Source organism: Micromonospora chaiyaphumensis (assembly GCF_900091435.1).
GTDB classification, from domain to species: domain Bacteria; phylum Actinomycetota; class Actinomycetes; order Mycobacteriales; family Micromonosporaceae; genus Micromonospora; species Micromonospora chaiyaphumensis.
Window position 1 is genome coordinate 155,947 of sequence record NZ_FMCS01000009.1, and the last position, 18,545, is coordinate 174,491.

Sequence of the window (18,545 nt, forward strand, 5' to 3'; positions counted from 1 at the left end):
TCAGCCTCCGTTGCCCTGCTGGCTGGTGATCGCGGGCGCACCCTCGACCGGGTGCGGGACGCCGATCACCTTGCCGTCCGGGAGCCGGATGTAGGCCAGCTCGTCGGAGTCGACCAGGCCCAGCTTGCGGGCGTTGGCCGTCAGGTTGCCGGGCGCCTTCTGGTCGGCGATCTCCTTCTCCAGCTGCTGCTGGTCGACGTCGAGCTTGGCCTGCTGCTGCTGGAGCTTCTCCAGCTTGAACGCGTTCTCGTTGATCTTGGTGTTGACCGCCAGGATGCCGAGCACCCCGCCGACCACGAGCACCAGGATCAGGCCGACGAACGGCGCCCGCGGCACGCGGACCGGCGGCGGCGGGGCGACCCGCAGCCGCGGCGAGCTGCCGCCGGTGGTCCGGGCGCGCTCGGCCGGCTTCAGCGCGGCGCTGCCCTGGGTGGCGAACTCGCGCGCCCCCCGGGCGCGAGTCTCCCCCCGACGGTCGGGCCGGTCGGCCGCCACCGTCGACGTGCTGCCGCGCGGGGCACGCTGCGCCGCGGTCCGGCCCCCCGACCGCGGTGCGCGCTGCCCGATGCCGGTGTCCCGGCCGTCGCGCTGGTTGACGTTCATGTCCCCTCCCCCTCTTCGTCCGTCCCGTTCCCGTCCCCCGGCGCCGACCGCGGGTCCTCACCGGACCCCGGTGACCCCGTCCCCGGTTGGTGCATCGCCTTCACCCGGCGGCGGTACCGTTCGCGGTCGGTACGCCCCTGCCGGGCCGCCTCCGGATCGAGCCGCTCCGCGGCCCGCAGCCGCACCGAGGCGGCGCGCGGATTCGCGGCGACCTCGGCCTCCCCGGGCAGCTCCGCGCCCCGGCTGAGCAGCCGGAACGTCGGACCCGACCCGGGCAGTTCGACCGGGAGGTCGACCGGGCCCTTGCTGCGGACCCGGTCGGCGAGCGCCTGCTTGGTGAGCCGGTCCTCCAGCGAGTGGTAGGACAGGACCACCATGCGGCCGCCCACGGTGAGCTTGTCCAGAGCGGCCGGCAGCGCCGTCTCCAGCGCTGCCAGTTCCCTGTTTACCTCGATCCGTAAAGCCTGAAACGTTCTCTTTGCCGGGTGTCCCCCGGTTCGTCGGGCTGGTGCCGGAATGCTCTCCCGGACCAGCTCGGCCAGTCGCGCCGACGAGGTGATCGGCGCCCGCTCGCGCTCCCGGATGATCGCCGAGGCGATCTTCCCGGCGAACTTCTCCTCGCCGTACACCCGCAGCACCCGGGCCAGGTCCGGGTGGGAGTAGGTGTTGACCACCTCCTCGGCGGTCACCCCCCGGGTCTGGTCCATCCGCATGTCCAGCGGCGCGTCCTGCGCGTAGGCGAACCCGCGGTCGGGCGCGTCCAGTTGCAGGGACGAGACGCCGAGATCGAACAGGATCCCGTCGATGGCCGGGTAGCCGAGCCGGTCGAGCACCTCGGGCAGCTCGTCGTAGACGGCGTGCTCCAGGTGAATCCGGTCGGCGAACCGGGCCAGCCGGACCCGCGCGTGGGCGAGGGCCTCGGTGTCCCGGTCCAGCCCGATCAGCACCGTGTCGGGGTGCGCCTCGAGCACCGCCTCGGCGTGCCCGGCCAGGCCGAGCGTGGCGTCGACGTGGACGGTGCGGCCGGGCCGGCCCAGTGCGGGGGCCAGCAGCTCGAGACACCGCTCGAGCAGCACCGGCACGTGCGTGCCGCGTAGCTCCCCCATCTCGACCCCCACTGGTTGAATCCCGCTTCCGTCCCTGTGTCCGTCGTCGCCACGACGCCTCGCCATACCGCCAGATCCCCATCCGCTCCCGCCCGCCGGAGGCCGCGGCCCTCCGTATCGGATCGTGCGCCTGGCACCGGGGAAGGGGTGCCAGGAACTCGAAAGCGGCTGGAGATCTCGCAGTACGTCGGGCGCCGTCACGCCCTACAGACCGCCGGGCAGCACCCCCTCCTCGATGTCGGCGAAGTCGTCTTCGCTCTCCGCGAGGTAGGCCTCCCAGGCCGCCCTGTCCCAGATCTCCACCCGGGTGCTCGCCCCGATCACGACCAGGTCGCGGTCGAGCGCGGCGTACGACCGGAGGTGCCCGGGGATGGTGACCCGTCCCTGCTTGTCCGGCACCTCGTCGTGCGCGCTGGCGAAGAAGACCCGGCTGTAGGCCCGGGCCGCCTTGCTCGTCATCGGCTGCGCGCGCAACTGGTCGGCGATCCGCTGGAACTCCGGCATCGGGAAGACGTAGAGGCAGCGCTCCTGCCCTTTGGTGATCACGACACCCCCCGCCAGCTCGTCCCGGAACTTCGCCGGAAGGATCAACCGGCCTTTGTCGTCCAGGCGCGGAGTGTGGGTGCCGAGGAACATCGGCCCAACCCCCTCGCCCTGAGCGGCGTTCGCGGCGCCGCTGACCCCCCGGGCCGGTGCGGCCCTCCCGGCCTCACCATCGCGCCCCACTCTACTCCACTTCCCTCCACCCGCAACCAGAAACGCCCGCGTGGCGTGGCGTTTGCGCGCGCAAAACCGCACGTCAACGGGGGTGGGGCGGAGTGGAGGGGCGCGGCGGGCCGCCGCCGGGGTCCGCTTCCCGACATTGATCGACTCCGTCCGGCGGAGCGCACGCTGGCCGTCCGCCGGACGTCCCCGGCCGAACGGATCGCCCTCGGCGGCGATCTGGTGGGCCCGGTGGTCCGGTAACCTCGCTCGGGTGACGGACGCGAAGATGCCCCTGCGGGCAAAGGTGGCCAGCTCCGTGTCGCGGACCGCCGCGGCGCTGTCGCGGGCCGCGGGCCGTGGCGACGGCTCGGTCATCGGCGGCTGGATCGGCCTCAAGATCGACCCGGACCTGCTCGCCCACCTCTCGGCCGGGCGGGCCATCGCCCTGGTGTCCGGCACCAACGGCAAGACCACCACCACCCGGCTCACCACGGCCGCCGTCGGCGTGCTCGGCCGGGTCGCCACCAACTCCTTCGGCGCCAACATGCCCACCGGGCACACCTCGGCGCTGGCCAAGGCCGGCAGCACCCCCTACGCGGTGCTGGAGGTGGACGAGCACTACCTCGCCCAGGTGCTGGAGGCCACCGAGCCGCACGTGGTGGCGCTGCTCAACCTCTCCCGCGACCAGCTCGACCGGGCCAAGGAGGTCGCCATGATGGCGCAGCTCTGGCGCGCCGCGCTGGTCCGGCACCCCGACGTGCGGGTGGTCGCCAACGCCGACGACCCGATGGTGGTGTGGGCCGCCACCCCGCCGGCCGACCCGGCCCAGGGCCACGTCCCGCCGCACGTCACCTGGTTCAGCGCCGGCCAGCGCTGGCACGACGACTCCTGGGTCTGCCCCGAGTGCGGCTCCACCATCCAGCGCTCCGGGGAGCAGTGGTGGTGCACCGGCTGCCCGCTGCGCCGCCCCCAGCCGCAGTGGACGGTCGAGGACGACGGCGTGCTCGACCCCACCGGCGCCTGGCACAAGGTGCAGCTCCAGCTCCCCGGCAAGGTCAACCTCGGCAACGCGGCCACCGCCCTGGCGGTCGCCGCCGAGTTCGGGGTACGCCCCGTCGACGCGGTCTCCCGGCTCGGGGTGGTCACCTCGGTGGCCGGCCGCTACGCCCAGGTCGACCGGGACGGGCGCAACATCCGGCTGCTGCTGGCCAAGAACCCGGCCAGCTGGCTGGAGGCGTTCGACATGGCCGACGTCGCGCCGACACTGCTCTCCATCAACGCGCGCGACCCCGACGGGCTGGACACCTCCTGGCTCTTCGACGTCGACTTCTCCCCGCTGGCCGGCCGGCAGGTGCTGATCACCGGCGACCGGGCCTACGACCTGGCCGTACGGCTCGACGTCAACGGGGTGCCGTTCCAGCACGTGCGGACCTTCGACGACGCGGTCCGCGCGGTGCCGCCGGGCCGGCTCGAGGTCATCGCCAACTACACCGCCTTCCAGGACATCCGAGCGGAGCTGGACCGTGTCAACTGAGAGCCTGCGCATCGTCTGGATCTATCCCGACCTGCTGTCGACCTACGGCGACCGGGGCAACGCGCTGATCCTGGCCCGCCGGGCCCAGCTGCGCGGCATGCCGGTCGAGGTGCTGGAGGTCCGCTCCGACCAGCGGCTGCCCGCCACCGCCGACATCTACCTGATCGGTGGCGGCGAGGACGGCCCGCAGGCACTGGGCGCGCAGCGGCTCATCGCCGACGGCGGCCTGCACCGGGCGGTGGCCCAGGGCTCGGTGGTGTTCGGCGTCTGCGCCGGCTACCAACTGCTGGGCACCTCGTTCTTCGCCAAGGGCACCCGGTGCACCGGCCTCGAACTGCTGGACATCTCCTCCGACCGGGGTCCCACCCGGGCGGTCGGCGAGCTGGCCGGCGAGGTCGACCCGCGGCTGGGCATCCCGTACCTGACCGGGTTCGAGAACCACGGCGGGCGGACCCACCTCGGGCCCGGCGTGTCGCCGCTGGCCCGGGTCACGGCCGGGGTGGGCAACGACGGGACCACCGAGGGCGCCTGGCGCGGCAAGCTGCTCGGCACCTATTCGCACGGGCCGGCGCTGGCCCGCAACCCCGCCCTGGCCGACCTGCTGCTGCGCTGGGCGACCGGCGTCCACCAGCTCCCCCCGCTCGACGACACGTGGGCCGACCGGCTCCGGTCCGAGCGCCGCACCGCGGTGGCCGACGCCGCGAGGGCATGACCGGCGCCGCCCGACCGTGGCGGCGACGATCCCGCCGGTTCGCCCGGTTGCTCCGGCAGCCGTCGGCGCGCCGGTTCGCGCTGCTGCTCCTGCTGCTAGCGGCGTTCGGCGTCGCGCTGCTGGTGGTCCCCCGCCCGGATCCGGGCGACCTGCCCCGGCTGGCCGACTCGCTCGGCGGGTACGCGCCGGTCGCGGCCGTGGTGGGCGGCGCGCTGCTGCTCGTGGCGCTGGTCCCGCGTACCTTCGTCACGCTGGCCGCCGGGGCGATCTTCGGCCCGGTGCAGGGCGCCGCCTACGCCCTCGGCGCGGCGCTGCTCGCGGCGGCGCTCGGCTTCGCGGTCGGCCGCCTGCTGGGCCGGCAGTTCGTCGCCGAGCGGGTCCGCGGCCGGCTGGCCCGGCTGGACGGCTGGTTCGCGCGGCAGACCGTGTTCGGCGTGATGACCGTCCGGCTGCTGCCGATCGCCGGGTTCGGGCTGGTCAGCTACGGCTACGGCACCACCGGGGCGCGGGTGCTGCCGTTCCTGGCCGGCAGCGTGATCGCCGCGGCCCCCACCGCGATCGGCTACGCGGCCATCGGGGCGGCGGTCAGCTCCCCCGACTCGATCAACTGGTACGCCGCGGCCCCGGCCAGCCTCGGCCTGATCGCCAGCGCGGTCATCATCCACCGCTGGTGGCGGGCGGAGCGGCACCGCCGGCTGGGCCCGAGCTGAGATGGCCGCGGAGGAACGGCTGCCCGGCGGCTTCGTCACCGAGGTGGTCCGGATCGGCGACACCGTCCGCCGCACTCCCCCGGCCCGGGCCGAGGTCGTGACGGCCCTGCTGCGGCACCTGGCCACGACCGCGCCCGGCCTGGCGCCGCGCCACCTCGGGGTGGACGAGCAGGGCCGGCAGGTGCTCACCCACCTCGCCGGGCGGGTGCCCTGGCGGGACCGCGAGGACCCCGCCTTCTTCGCCGACCCGGCCCTCACCCGGCTGGCCGAGCTGATCCGGGCACTGCACGACGCCTGCGCCGGCAGCCCGCTGGCCGGCGACGCGGAGACGGTCTGCCACCGGGACCTGTCGCCGAAGAACACCGTCTACCGGGACTCGCCGGCGGGGCCGCTGCCGGTGGCGTTCCTGGACTGGGACCTGGCCGGGCCGGGCCGGCGGATCGAGGACGTGGCGTTCGCCGGCTGGCACTGGAGCGCGCTGGGCGGCGACGCCGACCCGATCGAGCTGGCCCGGCGGTGCCGGCTGCTGTGCGACGCCTACGAGGCTGCGGCCCCCGGGGTGTCCCTGCCGCGGGGCGAGCTGGCCGCCGTCATGCTCGACCAGCTCGACGGCACCTGGCGGGGCATCGACGCGGGCGCCGACCGGGACGAGCCGGGCATGCGCCGGCTCCGCGCGGCGGGCGCGGTCGACGCGGTACGCGGCTGGCACGGGTGGTTGCGCCGGCACCGCGCGACGGTCGAGGCAGCCCTCCGGACCGGTTGATCCCGGACACGGCGGAGGCGCGCCCCGAACCCGGAACGCGCCTCCGCCGAACCCGCCGGGTCAGGCCACGACGGAGACCATCCGGCCCTTCACCACGATGACCTTGCGCGGCTCCTTGCCGGCCAGCGCGCCGGCCACGGCCTCCAGCGCGGCCGCGCGGACGTCGTCCTCGGACGCGTCGGCGGCCACCTCGACCCGGCCCCGGACCTTGCCGTTGACCTGCACCGGGTAGGTCACCGTCTCGGCGACCAGCAGCGCCGGGTCGGCGGTCGGGAAGTCCGCGTACGTCAGCGAGGTGTCGTGGCCCAGCCGCCGCCACAGCTCCTCGGCGACGTGCGGGGCGAACGGCGCCACCATCAGCACCAGCGGCTCGGCCACCTCGCGCGGGGTCTCCGCCAGCCGGGTCAGCCCGTTGGTCAGCTCGATCAGCTTGGCGATGGCGGTGTTGAACCGGATCGCCTCCATGTCGCCGCGGACCCCGTCGATCACCTTGTGCAGCAGCCGCCGGGTGGCCTCGTCGGCCGGCGCGTCGGTGACCCGCACCGCGCCGGTCCGCTCGTCGACCACGGCGCGCCAGACCCGCTGCAGGAACCGGTACGAGCCGACCACCGCCCGGGTCTCCCAGGGGCGGGACACCTCCAGCGGACCCATCGACATCTCGTACACCCGGAAGGTGTCCGCGCCGTACGCCGCGCACATCTCGTCCGGGGTGACGACGTTCTTCAGGGACTTGCCCATCTTGCCGTACTCGCGCCTGACCTCCGTCTCGCCGTGGAAGTAGCGGCCGTCGACCTCGACGACCTCCTCGGCCGGCACGTAGGCGCCGCGCGGGTCGGTGAAGGCGTACGCCTGGATGTAGCCCTGGTTGAACAGCCGGCGGAACGGCTCGAAGGACGAGACGTGGCCCAGGTCGTACAGCACCTTGTGCCAGAAGCGCGCGTACAGCAGGTGCAGCACGGCGTGCTCGGCGCCGCCGACGTACAGGTCGGTGCCCCCGCAGTCGCCCGCGCCGCGCGGCCCCATCCAGTACGCCTCGTTCTCCGGCTCGGCGAAGCGCCGCGAGTCGGTCGGGTCCAGGTAGCGCAGCTCGTACCAGCAGGAGCCGGCCCACTGCGGCATCACGTTGGTCTCGCGGGTGTAGCGCTTCGGGCCGTCACCCAGGTCCAGCTCCACCTCGACCCAGTCGCGCCGCCGGGACAGCGGGGTCTCCGGGTTGCTGTCGGCGTCCTCCGGGTCGAACGTCTTCGGCGAGAAGTCGTCGACCTCGGGCAGCTCGACCGGCAGCATCGACTCGGGCAGCGCGATGGGCGCCCCGGTCTCGTCGTAGACGATCGGGAACGGCTCGCCCCAGTAGCGCTGCCGGGAGAACAGCCAGTCCCGCAGGCGCCAGGTGACCGCGCCGGCGCCGTGGCCGTTGGCCTCCAGCCACTCGATGATCCGCGCCTTGGCGTCGGCCACCCCCAGGCCGTTCAGGTCCAGGCCGCGGTCGGGCGCCGCGCTGTTGATCGCCGGGCCGTCGCCGGTCCACGCCTTGCCGTCGAAGCCCTCCGCCGGCTGCACGGTGCGCACGATCGGCAGGTCGAAGACCTCGGCGAACTCCCAGTCCCGCTCGTCCTGCGCCGGCACCGCCATGATCGCGCCGGTGCCGTAGCCGGCCAGCACGTAGTCGGCGATGAAGATCGGGATCCGCCCGCCGGTGACCGGGTTGGTCGCCCAGGCGCCGACGAAGACACCGGTCTTCTCCTTGGTCTCCGCCTGCCGCTCCACGTCCGTCTTGGCCGCGGCGGCCTTCCGGTACGCCTCGACGGCGGCCCGCGGGCTGGCGTGCCCGCCGGTCCAGGCCTCCTTCGTGCCCTCCGGCCAGGCGGCCGGCACCAGCACGTCGACCAGCTCGTGCTCGGGGGCCAGCACCATGTAGGTGGCGCCGAAGACGGTGTCCGGCCGGGTCGTGAACACCCGGACCGGGCCGCGCTCGGTCGGGAAGTCGATGTGCGCGCCGGTCGACCGGCCGATCCAGTTGCGCTGCTGCAGCTTGATCGGCTCGGGCCAGTCCAGCGTGTCCAGGTCCTCCAGCAGCCGGTCCCCGTACGCGGTGATCCGCATCATCCACTGCTTCAGGTTCCGCTTGAAGACCGGGAAGTTGCCCCGCTCGGAGCGGCCGTCGGCGGTGACCTCCTCGTTGGCCAGCACGGTGCCCAGCCCCGGGCACCAGTTCACCGGCGCCTCCGAGACGTACGCCAGCCGGTGGTCGTCGACGATCTTCCGCCGCTCGCCCACGGTCAGCTCGGCCCACGCCCGGCCGTCCGGGGTGGGCCGGGTGCCCCCCTCGAACTCGGCGATCAGCTCGGCGATCGGACGGGCTGTCTTCGCGTCCGCGTCGTACCAGGAGTTGAAGACCTGCAGGAAGATCCACTGGGTCCAGCGGTAGAAGTCGGTGTCGATGGTCGCCACCGAGCGCCGCTCGTCGTGGCCCAGCCCCAGCCGGCGCAGCTGCGCCTTGTACCGCTCGATGTTGGCCACGGTGGTGGTCCGGGGGTGGGTGCCGGTCTGCACGGCGTACTGCTCGGCGGGCAGGCCGAACGCGTCGAAGCCCATCGCGTGCAGCACGTTGCGCCCGGCCATCCGCTGGTAGCGGGCGTAGCAGTCGGTGCCGATGTAGCCCAGCGGGTGGCCGACGTGCAGGCCCGCGCCGGACGGGTAGGGGAACATGTCCAGCACGTACAGCTTCTCGGCGCCCGCGCGCGGGTGGGCCGGGTCGGCCAGCGGACCGGCCGGGTTCGGCGCGTGGAAGGTGCCCTCCCGCTCCCAGGTGTCCTGCCAGCGCTGCTCGATCTCCTCGGCCAGGGCGGCGGTGTAGCGGAACGGGGGGATGTCGGTGGCCGGTGCGGCTGCCTCACTCATGGCGTCTCCTCGGCGCGGTCATGTCGGGTATCGGAGGTCTGCTGCGGGCATGAAAAAGCCCCTCGCGCAGGAGGGGCCGCCGTGCTGTCGCGCTCTCAGCGCATCAGCACGGCTCGGTAAGAAGCAGGAAGACTCCGGCCATGACCGGCAGTGTACCCCGTCGGCGGCTCCCGCCGGTCGCCCGCCGCCCTCGGCACGGAAACCGGAACCGGGCTACCCGCCCGCGGGCCGGCCACACGTCCCCCGGTCCGGCGAATATTCCGGGCGTAACCGGCCGACGGGCTGCGGGGGTCGGCGACAACGAGAAACATGGTTAGCCTGAGAGGCCAGTGAGATTTTTGCGGCAGACGAGGCTCGGCGTCGCGAACCCAACGGCGGGTCCAGGTGCTCTATACAGAGCTGCCGTCCGGCGACGAGGAGGAGGCCCGTGACACAACAGACCTGGGACGAGGTGGGCGGTCTGCTGCCGCACGACGAGTTCCGCGCCGCCAGCGAGGCCATCGTGGCCAACATCGAGCAGGTCATCGAGGGCAAGACGGCCACCGTCCGGCTCGCGCTGGCGGTGCTGCTCGCCGAGGGCCACCTGCTGATCGAGGACGTGCCCGGCGTCGGCAAGACGAAGCTGGCCAAGGCCCTGGCCCGGTCGATCGACTGCTCGGTGCGCCGGATCCAGTTCACCCCCGATCTGCTGCCCAGCGACGTCACCGGGGTCAGCGTCTACAACCAGGAGACGCACGACTTCGAGTTCCGGCCGGGCGCGGTCTTCGCCAACCTGGTGGTCGGCGACGAGATCAACCGGGCCTCGCCGAAGACCCAGTCGGCGCTGCTGGAGTGCATGGAGGAGCGGCAGGTCACGGTCGACGGCGTGACCTACCAGCTGCAGACCCCGTTCATGGTGATCGCGACGCAGAACCCGATCGAGATGGAGGGGACCTACCCGCTGCCGGAGGCGCAGCGCGACCGGTTCACCGCCCGGATCGCCATGGGCTACCCGGACCCGGGCGCCGAGCTGGCCATGCTGGACGGCCACGGCGCCACCGACCCGCTGCACGAGCTGCGGCCGGTCTCCGACGCGGCCACCGTCCGCCGGCTGATCGGCCACGTCCGGCAGGTGCACGTCGCCGACGCCGTCAAGCAGTACGCGATCGACCTGGTCACCGCCACCCGCGAGGCTCCCGACCTGCGGCTCGGCGCATCCCCGCGGGCCACCCTCCAGCTGCTGCGCACGGCCCGCGCGGTGGCCGCCCTGGAGGGCCGCGACTACGTGCTGCCCGACGACCTCCAGGCCCTCGCGGTGCCGGTGCTGGCGCACCGGATCATCCCGACCGCCGACGCGCAGCTGGCCCGGCGCACCACCGACGCGATCGTCGCCGAGCTGGTGCACCGCCTCCCGCTCCCGCACGACCGCAAGCGCTCGCCCTACGACACCCGCCCCCCGGCCCCCAACAACGGGCGCGGGCCGTACGAGCCGCGGAGGCCGTGAGGTGCGCGACGGGCTGCGAGGGCTGACCACCCGCGGCCGTTCCTTCCTGGCGGCCGCGGTCGCCGCCGCGATCTCCGCCGCCATCCTCGGCGAGAAGGACCTGCTCCGGGTGGCCGTCCTGCTCGCCATCCTGCCGCTGCTCGCGGCGGCCTACGTCGGGCGCAGCCGCTACAAGCTCGCCTGCAGCCGGTCGCTGGAGCCGCACCGGGCGCCGGTCGGGGCCAGCTCCCGCGTGGTGCTGCGGCTGCAGAACCTGTCCCGGCTGCCCACCGGCACCCTGCTGCTGGAGGACCGGCTGCCCTACGCGCTCGGCAGCCGGCCGCGGGTGGTGCTGGAGCGCCTCGGCGCCCACCAGGCCAGCTCGGTGGCCTACACGGTCCGGGCCGACGTCCGCGGCCGTTACGAGGTCGGGCCGCTGGTGATCCGGCTGACCGACCCGTTCGGGCTCTGCGAGCTGAGCCGGGCGTTCCCCAGCACCGACCACCTGACGGTGATCCCGCAGGTCACCCCACTGCCCCCGGTCCGCCTCCCCGGCGAGTACGCGGGCAGCGGCGACAGCCGGGCCCGCTCGGTGGCGGTGCACGGCGAGGACGACGCGGCCACCCGGGAGTACCGGATGGGTGACGACCTGCGCCGGGTGCACTGGAAGTCGACGGCCCGCACCGGCGAGCTGATGGTGCGCCGGGAGGAGCAGCCCTGGGAGAGCCGGGCCACCGTGGTGCTGGACACCCGGGCCGCCGGGCACCGGGGCGAGGGGCCGACGGCGAGCTTCGAGTGGGCGGTCTCGACGGCCGCCAGCATCGCGGTGCACCTGCGCCAGGCCGGCTACAAGCTGCGCCTGGTCACCGGCAACGGCGCGGACGTGGACGCCACCGAGGCCGGGGGCGAGGGCGTGCTCCTCGACCACCTCGCCGAGGTGCACCTCGACAAGCGGGGCGAGCTCACCACGCTGGTGCAGCAGGTCCGGCAGCGCGCCGACGGCGGCCTGATCATCGCGCTCCTCGGCACGCTGAGCACCGCCGAGGCCGAGCTGCTGGCCGGGCTGCGCGGCAACGGCGCCACCTGCGTGGGCTTCCTGCTCGACAGCAACACCTGGCTGAACCTGCCGCCGAAGGCCCGGGCCGAGGCGGAGCACGCGCACGGCGCCGCGGTGCTCGCCCTGCTGCAGAGCGGCTGGCGGGTCATCGGGGTGGAGCACGGCAACCGGCTGCCGGTGCTCTGGCCACAGGCGGCGCGCGGGTCGCAGGGCTTCGCGCTGCGGGCGGCGCTGGCCGAGACGGTGGCCGGAGGCGTGCGATGACCCGAAGGGTGGACCCGTGACCGCGCACCGCAACCTCGGCTTCGTCGCCGCGGCGGCGACCCTGCTGGCGGCGGCCCCGCTGTCGGCGATCTTCGAGCGCTGGACCTGGCTCATCCAGGCGGCCATCGTGGTCGCCGTCGTGGCCGGCGCGGCCGCGCTGAGCCGGCTGGCCCGGGCACCCCTGTGGGGTCAGGTGCTGGCCATGCTGACCGGTCTCACGCTCGCCCTGACCTGGGTCTTCCCGGGTGGCACCGAGTTCTTCGCGTTCGTGCCCACCCCGGCCACCTTCGCCCACTTCGGTGACCTGCTGAGCGCCTCCCTGTCGGACATGCGCTCCTACGGCGTGCAGGTGCCGGACGTGGACTCGCTGCTCTTCCTCGCCGTGCTCGGCATCGGCGCGGTGGCCGTGGTGGTCGACGTGCTCACCGTGGGGCTGCGCCGGCCCGCGCTGGCCGGGCTGCCCATGCTGGCCATCTACTCGGTGCCGGTCGCGGTCTACGTGGACAGCGTCCCCGCCACCCCGTTCGTGGTGGGCGCCTGCGGCTACCTGTGGCTGCTGGTCACCGACAACGTCGACCGCGTACGCCGGTTCGGCCGGCGGTTCACCGGCGAGGGGCGCGACGTCGACGTCTGGGAGGCGTCACCGCTGGCCGCGGCGGGCCGCCGGCTGGCCGTGGTCGGTGTGGTCCTGGCGGTGGCCCTGCCGCTGGCCGTGCCCGGGATGACCGGCGGGCTCCTGAACGCCGTCGGCGACGGCACCGGCACCGGCAACGGGCGGCCCGGCCAGGGCGGCAGCCCCGGCCGGATCGACCTGTTCGCGGCGCTCAGTGGCCAGCTCAACCAGAGCGAGGTGACCGAGCTGGTCAAGGTGACCACCAACGAACCGGCTCCGTTCTACCTGCGTTTCGGGGTCGCCGACGAGCTGCTGCCGACCGGCTTCCGGGTGCGGGTGCCCTCGGGGAAGCCGGCCAACCGCAACCTGCCCGACCCGACGGAGCGCGGCGGCCGGGGCGTGACGCAGCAGCGCTACGAGGCCAGCGTCGAGGTGAGCAAGAACCTCACCATGCCGCTGCTGCCCGTCTACGCGGAGCCGGTGAAGACCGAGGACCTGAGCGGCAACTGGCTCTACGACGCCAACCGCCAGATCGTGTTCTCCAACCGGGAGAACTCCCGGGGCAAGCGCTACTCGTTCGACTACGTCCGGTCGACGTTCAGCCCGGCGGCGCTGCGGGCGGCGCCGTCGCAACCGGCCGACGACCCGGTGCTGGCGCAGCAGACCGTCACGCCGTCCGTCCGCGAGGTCCAGAAGCTCGTCGACCAGCTGGTGAAGGGCCGCACGAACGACTACGACAAGGTCCGGGCGATCTACGACTACTTCTCGGTCGAGAACGGCTTCACCTACTCGCTGTCCACGCGCAGCGGCACCAGCGGCGACGACATCACCAACTTCCTCAACACCAAGGTGGGCTTCTGCCAGCAGTACGCCGCGGCGATGGCCTGGCTGGTCCGGTCCGCCGGCATCCCGGCCCGGGTGGCGTTCGGCTTCACCAACGGCAGCAACTCCGGCGACGGCACGTACGTGCTGACCAACAAGAACCTGCACGCCTGGACCGAGGTCCACTTCGGCGGGATCGGCTGGGTGCCCTTCGACGCCACCCCGGCGGCGAGCGTCCAGGGGTCGGTCCGCTCGGCCTGGGCGCCGGACACCGACGCCCCCGAGGACGTGACGCCCCTGCCGGGGAGCACGGCCGCTCCCGGCGGGGTCGACCCGTCGGCCGGCGCGGACGACCCGGACCGGCTCGACAAGGACGCCGACCAGGGCCTGGCCGTCGGCGACGGCGGTCCGACCCGGCAGAGCCCGGTCTGGCCGTGGTGGGTGGGCGGGGCGCTCGCCCTGCTGGCGCTGCTCGCGGTGCCCGCGCTGCGGCGCTCCGCGCTGCGCCGGCGCCGGCGCGCCCGGGCGAGCGTGCCCGCGGCGACCACCATGGCCGCCGTGCCGGGGCAGCGGGGTGAGGCCCGCGAGATCGTCGTGGGTGTGGACGCCGAGCGGGCCCGCGCGGACGCGCACGCCGCCTGGGACGAACTGCTCGACACGCTTGTCGACTTCCACGTCCGGGTGGACCTGACGGAGACCCCCCGGACGACCGCCGAGCGGCTGACCCGGGAGACGCTGGCCGAGGACGCCGCCGCCGTGACCGGGATCCGGTTGCTCGGCCGGGCCGAGGAGCGGGCCCGCTACGCCCGCGACCCGCTGACCGGCGAGGAGCTGCACCCGGCCCTGCGGTCGGTGCGCGGCGCCCTCGCGGCCCGGGCGAACCGGCGTACCCGGCTGCTGGCGGCCCTGCTGCCACCGTCGGTGCTGCTGCGCTGGCGGACCGCCCTGACCGAACGCTCGACCCGGCTGGTCACCACGACCGGGCAGGTGCGGCAGCGACTGTTGCGCTGGAACCCGCGTCGTCTCCTGGCGGGCCGACCGGCCCGCTGACCCGGTTCCGCCCGCCGGCGCTCCCCCGCCGGCGGGCCGGACCGGGTCCCAGAACTCCACCCACGGCGTCGCCACCAGCGCGCGTCGATCAAGAGGTTTGCGTCAGGAAACGGGCGCACGCCGACGCAAACCTCTTGATCAACGCGGCGTGGGGCGTGCGTGGGCGTGGCGGGGCGGCGTGAGACCGGGCGGATCGGGGCGCGCGGAAGCGACCACGCTCGCCGGGGGCGGTGCCCGGCGATTCGCCGTCGCGAGGGCCCGCCCTCAGGGGCGGGACGTGCTCAGCGGTGGCCCTCCGGGCGCTGCCGCCAGCGGTCCTCCATCCGGTCCAGGAAGGAGCCCCGGCGGCCGCTGCGGCCACGGGGACGACGGCGGCTCGTCGTGCCGCCGACCACGTGCAGGTCGGGCGACTGGGATCGGCGGTGCGACTGCACCGCGTAGCCCAACGAGGCCAGCATGACGACGAAGCCCGCCACGGCCAGCGGGGGCGTCTTGATCACGGCACCGTAGATCAACAGGGCCAGACCAGCGATGACCACGCCGGCAGCGACGAGCACGCGACGCCGCGCGTGGAAACGCGGGTCGCTGGCGCGCACGGCCGAGGCGAACTTGGGGTCCTCGGCAAGCGACCGCTCGATCTGCTCGAACAGCCGCTGCTCGTGCTCCGAGAGCGGCACGGCACTCCTCCCCGGTCACGTTGGTCGGCCCGGGCGGGCCGACAGACCGTGGCAGCCAACCGGCTGCTTACCCGCAAGTCTACGAGGGGGCTCGCGCGTCGGAAAGCGGGACGACCTACGGCCGGGTCGGTTTTTCCGGTCGCCGGGGATCACGCTTCCCGAGAAGACTGGCCGGACCTATGACGGACCGCCCGAATCGGGCGGCCGCGGCGTCCGCCGCCGCCTCCGCCTCCCGCCATCCGCGCTCGGGCGCGCCCAGGGTGAGCTGCTGCGGCGTCTCCTCCGCGGCGGCCAGCCCCTCCATCCGGACGCCGACCAGGCGGACCGGCTCGCCGGGGGCCAGGGCGGTCCAGAGCGCCCAGGCCGTGTCGAACATCTCCCGGGCGGTGTCGGTGGGCACACCGAGCGTGCGGGAGCGGCTGACCGTGCGGAAGTCGGCCAACCGGACCTTGAGCGACACGGTGCGCCCCACCTGACCCGCCGCGCGCAGCCGGGCGCCGGCCTTCTCGGCGAGGGCGAGCAGCGCGCGCCGGATCTCCGCCGGGTCGGTGACGTCGGTGTCGAAGGTGACCTCGGCGCCGATCGACTTCTCCACGTGCTCCGGGCTCACCCGGCGCGGGTCCCGCCCCCAGGCCAGCTCGTGCAGGTGGGCGGCGGACGCCTCGCCCACCGCCCGGCGGAGCAGGCCCGGCGGCGCCTCGGCCAGGTCGCCCACGGTGCGCAGGCCCAGCCGTTGCAGCGCCTCGGCGGACCGCTCCCCCACCCCCCACAGCGCCGCCACCGGCAGCGGGTGCAGGAACTCCAGCACCCGGGCGGCGGGCACCACGAGCAGGCCGTCGGGCTTGGCCCGGGTCGAGCCGAGCTTGGCCACGAACTTGCTCGGCGCCACCCCGACCGAGCAGGTCAGCTCCTGCTCCTCGGCCACCCGGCGGCGGATCAGCCGGGCGATCTCGGTGGGGCTGCCGAAGAGCCGCCGGGCCCCGGCCACGTCGAGGAACGCCTCGTCCAGCGAGAGCGGCTCCACCAGCGGGGTGACGTCACGGAAGATCCGCATCACCGCCCGGGAGGCGGCCGAGTATTGCGGGAAGTCCGGGGGCAGGTAGACCGCGTGCGGGCAGAGCGCCCGGGCCCGGGCCGTGGGCATGGCGCTGCGGACGCCGAAGCGGCGCGCCTCGTAGCTGGCCGAGCTGACCACCCCGCGCGGGCCGATCCCGCCCACCACCACCGGCTGGCCGCGCAGCTCGGGGCGGCGGCGCACCTCCACCGAGGCGAAGAAGGCGTCCATGTCGACGTGCAGGATCGGGCAGCCGGTGTCGTCGGCGTCCGGCCCGAAGCGCGGATCACCGCCCCGGGGCAACGACTGACTGCGGCCCATCCCCGCAGGTTAGCCGCCCGGTCCGACAGGTTCGCCCGGAGCGGGTCAGCCGCGGACCACCAGCAGCGGGATCGTCATCTCGGCCGCGGTGTCCGCGCCGTGGTACGCCACCAGCTGCGACGCCATCGGCGGCTCCGAGCGGGTGGCGACCAACGCGTACGTGTCGCGGCAGACCACCACCACGTCGCCGATCCGGCCCAGGTGCGCCTCCGGCACCGGCCCGAACCAGCCGGTGGCCACCGCCTCCTCCCGGGTCAGCACCCGGGCCGCGCCGTCCAGCACCGCCGACCAGGCGGCCACCACGTCGGCGGTGGCGCCCGGCTCGACGTGCAGGTAGCGCACCCTGGGCTCGCCGGCCACCACCCGGACGCCGGCCCGCAGCCGGGGGTCGGTGTCCAGGTCGATCCGGTGCCCTTCGGGCACGTTCAGCTGCCCGTGGTCGGCGGTGACCAGCAGGGCGGCGTCCGGCGGCAGCCCGTCGACCAGCCGGGCGAGCAGCCGGTCCACCTCGGCGGCGGCCAGCCGCCAGGGCGCCGAGTCCACGCCGGTGAGGTGCCCGTGCCGGTCCAGGTCGGGGTGGTAGCCGGAGACCAGGGCCGGCCCGGGGCCGGCGGCCAGGGCGGCGAGCATCCGCTCGGCGAGCGGGTCGGCGCCGGCCGCGCCCCGGTAGTCGCCGCCCCGGTTCGCGGCCAGGGTGAGGCCGCTGCCGGCAAACTCGGGGCGGCTGACCACGGTGACCGCCACGCCGGCGGCGCGAGCGCGCTCGTACCAGGTCGGGACCGGCTGCCAGGCAAACGGCTCGGGGTCACCGGCCCAGTCGACGTGGTTGAGCACCCGGTCGGTGCCGGGCACCCGGACGGTGAAGCCGAGCACGCCGTGCGCGCCGGACGGGGTGCCGGTGCCGAGGCTCACCAGGCTGGTCGGGGTGGTGGAGGGGAAACCGGCGGTGAGCGGGACGCCGACCGTGGCGGCCAGCCCGGCCAGCGTCGGCGCGTACGGGGCGGCGGTGGGGATCTGGTACCAGCCGAGCCCGTCGACCAGCAGCACGGCGATCCGGCGCACCCCGGCCAGCCGGGGCGTCAGGTCGAGCAGATCGGCGGCGCCGGGCACGCCGAGCAGCGCGAGCGCGCTGGGCAGCACGTCGGCCAGGCTGCCGCCGCCGTAGCGGGGCGCGACCCGGTCGAGCGGACCCACCGCGGGGCCGGTCATGCCGGGCGGCGGGCGAACAGGTGCAGCTGGGCGGCGAGGTCGCGGTACGGCGGCCGGGCGGCCAGGGCCCGTTCCAGCTCGACCAGGGCGGCGGCCTGACCGTCCGCCACGGCGGCCGGGAGCAGGTCGGCGAGCACGCGTACCCCGTGGATCTCCTCGACGGTGAGCCCGGCGGCGGCGAGCAGCGCGGTGGCGCCGTCCGCGTCGTAGCGGCGGCGCAGGGTGTCCCGGGGGCCGGCGGTGCCGGCCGGGTCGGCGGCGAGCGCGGCCGCCACGTCCAGGTGCCCGTTCACGGCCCGGGCCAGCACGGCGGCGGCCCGGCCGGCGACCAGCACGCTGGCCGCACCGCCGGGGCGCAGGGCCGCGGCCAGCGCGGCGACCACCGGAGCGGGGTCGTCCACGACCTCCAGCACCGAGTGGCAGAGCACCAGGTCGGCGGTGGCCGGCTCGACCAGCCCGGCGAGCGCGTCGCCGTCGCCCTGCACGGCGCGTACCCGCTCGGCGACCCCGGCCTCGGCGGCCCGGCGGGTCAGCGCGGCGAGCGCGTCGGGGCTGGCGTCGACCACGGTGACGCGGTGGCCGGCCTCGGCGAGCGGGACGGCGAAGCCGCCCGTCCCGCCGCCGACGTCGAGCACGGTGAGCCGCTCGCCGGCCCGCCGGTCCAGCTCGGCCCGGAGCACCGCCCAGATGACGGCGGTGCGGGGGGTGAGGGTTCGGGTCAGCTCCACGCCGCCGAGCCTAGTCACCCCCGGGCCCGCGGTCAGGACTCGCCACCGCCGGCCGGGTCCTCCTCGGCGCGGGAGCGCTGGGCGTTGGCCACCGGCCCGTCGGTCACCTGGTATTCCCGCGGCTCCACCTCGTGGGTGGGCGCCCAACCGGCGCCCAGCCGGGTCCGTCGGGCGTTCGCCACGCCACCGGGGTACGTGCTGTGAAAGGTCATCTGGTCCATCCCCCATACCCGGGCGGGCCACTCTGCCCACCC

16 protein-coding genes are annotated in these 18,545 nt (G+C 74.8%); 7 read left to right on the forward strand and 9 right to left on the reverse strand.

Annotation, left to right across the window (positions count from 1 at the left end; genetic code table 11):
- The 3 genes from ftsL to mraZ form a co-directional block, all read right to left on the reverse strand.
- Positions 1-603, reverse strand: a complete 603-nt coding sequence (ftsL, locus tag GA0070214_RS23415; protein ID WP_091268082.1) for a cell division protein FtsL — start codon at positions 601-603, stop codon at positions 1-3.
- Positions 600-1,709 (reverse strand): 16S rRNA (cytosine(1402)-N(4))-methyltransferase RsmH, encoded by a 1,110-nt coding sequence (rsmH, locus tag GA0070214_RS23420; RefSeq protein WP_091268408.1) that lies wholly within the window; start codon positions 1,707-1,709, stop codon positions 600-602. Before rsmH ends, ftsL begins: the two co-directional genes overlap by 4 nt.
- A 204-nt stretch (positions 1,710-1,913) precedes the next feature.
- Complete coding sequence (mraZ, locus tag GA0070214_RS23425) at positions 1,914-2,345, reverse strand: division/cell wall cluster transcriptional repressor MraZ (protein ID WP_073831045.1); 432 nt, start codon at positions 2,343-2,345, stop codon at positions 1,914-1,916.
- Positions 2,346-2,700: 355 nt separating this feature from the next.
- Between mraZ and GA0070214_RS23430 the strand changes: the two genes are divergently transcribed.
- The 4 genes from GA0070214_RS23430 to GA0070214_RS23445 are packed head-to-tail and all read left to right on the forward strand — an operon-like array spanning position 2,701 to position 6,133.
- Complete coding sequence (locus GA0070214_RS23430) at positions 2,701-3,948, forward strand: MurT ligase domain-containing protein (RefSeq protein ID WP_091268411.1); 1,248 nt, start codon at positions 2,701-2,703, stop codon at positions 3,946-3,948.
- Entirely contained in the window at positions 3,938-4,660 is a 723-nt protein-coding gene (locus GA0070214_RS23435) for a type 1 glutamine amidotransferase (protein ID WP_091268085.1), read from the forward strand. Before GA0070214_RS23430 ends, GA0070214_RS23435 begins: the two co-directional genes overlap by 11 nt.
- On the forward strand, positions 4,657-5,370 hold the full coding sequence (locus GA0070214_RS23440; protein WP_091268090.1) for a TVP38/TMEM64 family protein: 714 nt from the start codon (positions 4,657-4,659) through the stop codon (positions 5,368-5,370). The genes GA0070214_RS23435 and GA0070214_RS23440 overlap by 4 nt, the downstream gene beginning before the upstream one ends.
- 1 nt (position 5,371) lies before the next feature.
- A complete protein-coding gene (locus GA0070214_RS23445) occupies positions 5,372-6,133 on the forward strand; it encodes a phosphotransferase (protein WP_091268094.1) in 762 nt (253 codons plus the stop codon).
- 60 nt (positions 6,134-6,193) lie between these two features.
- Here GA0070214_RS23445 and leuS read toward each other — a convergent pair whose 3' ends face one another.
- Positions 6,194-9,034, reverse strand: coding sequence for a leucine--tRNA ligase (leuS, locus tag GA0070214_RS23450; protein ID WP_091268098.1), 2,841 nt, complete (start codon positions 9,032-9,034; stop codon positions 6,194-6,196).
- A 427-nt stretch (positions 9,035-9,461) separates the two neighbouring features.
- On the opposite strand from leuS, the gene GA0070214_RS23455 reads away from it, so the two are divergent.
- The 3 genes from GA0070214_RS23455 to GA0070214_RS23465 are packed head-to-tail and all read left to right on the forward strand — an operon-like array spanning position 9,462 to position 14,302.
- Positions 9,462-10,517: an AAA family ATPase gene (locus GA0070214_RS23455; protein ID WP_091268102.1), complete on the forward strand. Its 1,056-nt coding sequence runs from the start codon at positions 9,462-9,464 to the stop codon at positions 10,515-10,517.
- 1 nt (position 10,518) lies between these two features.
- Positions 10,519-11,817 (forward strand): DUF58 domain-containing protein, encoded by a 1,299-nt coding sequence (locus tag GA0070214_RS23460; protein WP_091268104.1) that lies wholly within the window; start codon positions 10,519-10,521, stop codon positions 11,815-11,817.
- Between the two features lie 16 nt (positions 11,818-11,833).
- Positions 11,834-14,302: a transglutaminase TgpA family protein gene (locus GA0070214_RS23465; protein WP_091268108.1), complete on the forward strand. Its 2,469-nt coding sequence runs from the start codon at positions 11,834-11,836 to the stop codon at positions 14,300-14,302.
- 281 nt (positions 14,303-14,583) lie between these two features.
- On the opposite strand, the gene GA0070214_RS23470 is transcribed toward GA0070214_RS23465, so the two are convergent.
- From GA0070214_RS23470 to GA0070214_RS23490, 5 genes are all read right to left on the reverse strand, one after another.
- Positions 14,584-14,979: a DUF3040 domain-containing protein gene (locus GA0070214_RS23470; RefSeq protein ID WP_091268111.1), complete on the reverse strand. Its 396-nt coding sequence runs from the start codon at positions 14,977-14,979 to the stop codon at positions 14,584-14,586.
- A 115-nt stretch (positions 14,980-15,094) separates the two neighbouring features.
- Positions 15,095-16,354 carry a DNA polymerase IV gene (locus GA0070214_RS23475; RefSeq protein WP_091268114.1) on the reverse strand — a complete coding sequence of 420 codons (1,260 nt, stop codon included), beginning with the start codon at positions 16,352-16,354 and terminating at the stop codon, positions 15,095-15,097.
- 45 nt (positions 16,355-16,399) lie between these two features.
- Entirely contained in the window at positions 16,400-17,563 is a 1,164-nt protein-coding gene (locus GA0070214_RS23480) for an alkaline phosphatase family protein (RefSeq protein WP_091268117.1), read from the reverse strand.
- A complete protein-coding gene (locus tag GA0070214_RS23485; protein ID WP_377463187.1) occupies positions 17,560-18,309 on the reverse strand; it encodes a class I SAM-dependent methyltransferase in 750 nt (249 codons plus the stop codon). The genes GA0070214_RS23480 and GA0070214_RS23485 overlap by 4 nt, the downstream gene beginning before the upstream one ends.
- 14 nt (positions 18,310-18,323) lie before the next feature.
- Positions 18,324-18,503, reverse strand: coding sequence for a hypothetical protein (locus GA0070214_RS23490; protein WP_091268414.1), 180 nt, complete (start codon positions 18,501-18,503; stop codon positions 18,324-18,326).
- Positions 18,504-18,545 lie beyond the last annotated feature (42 nt).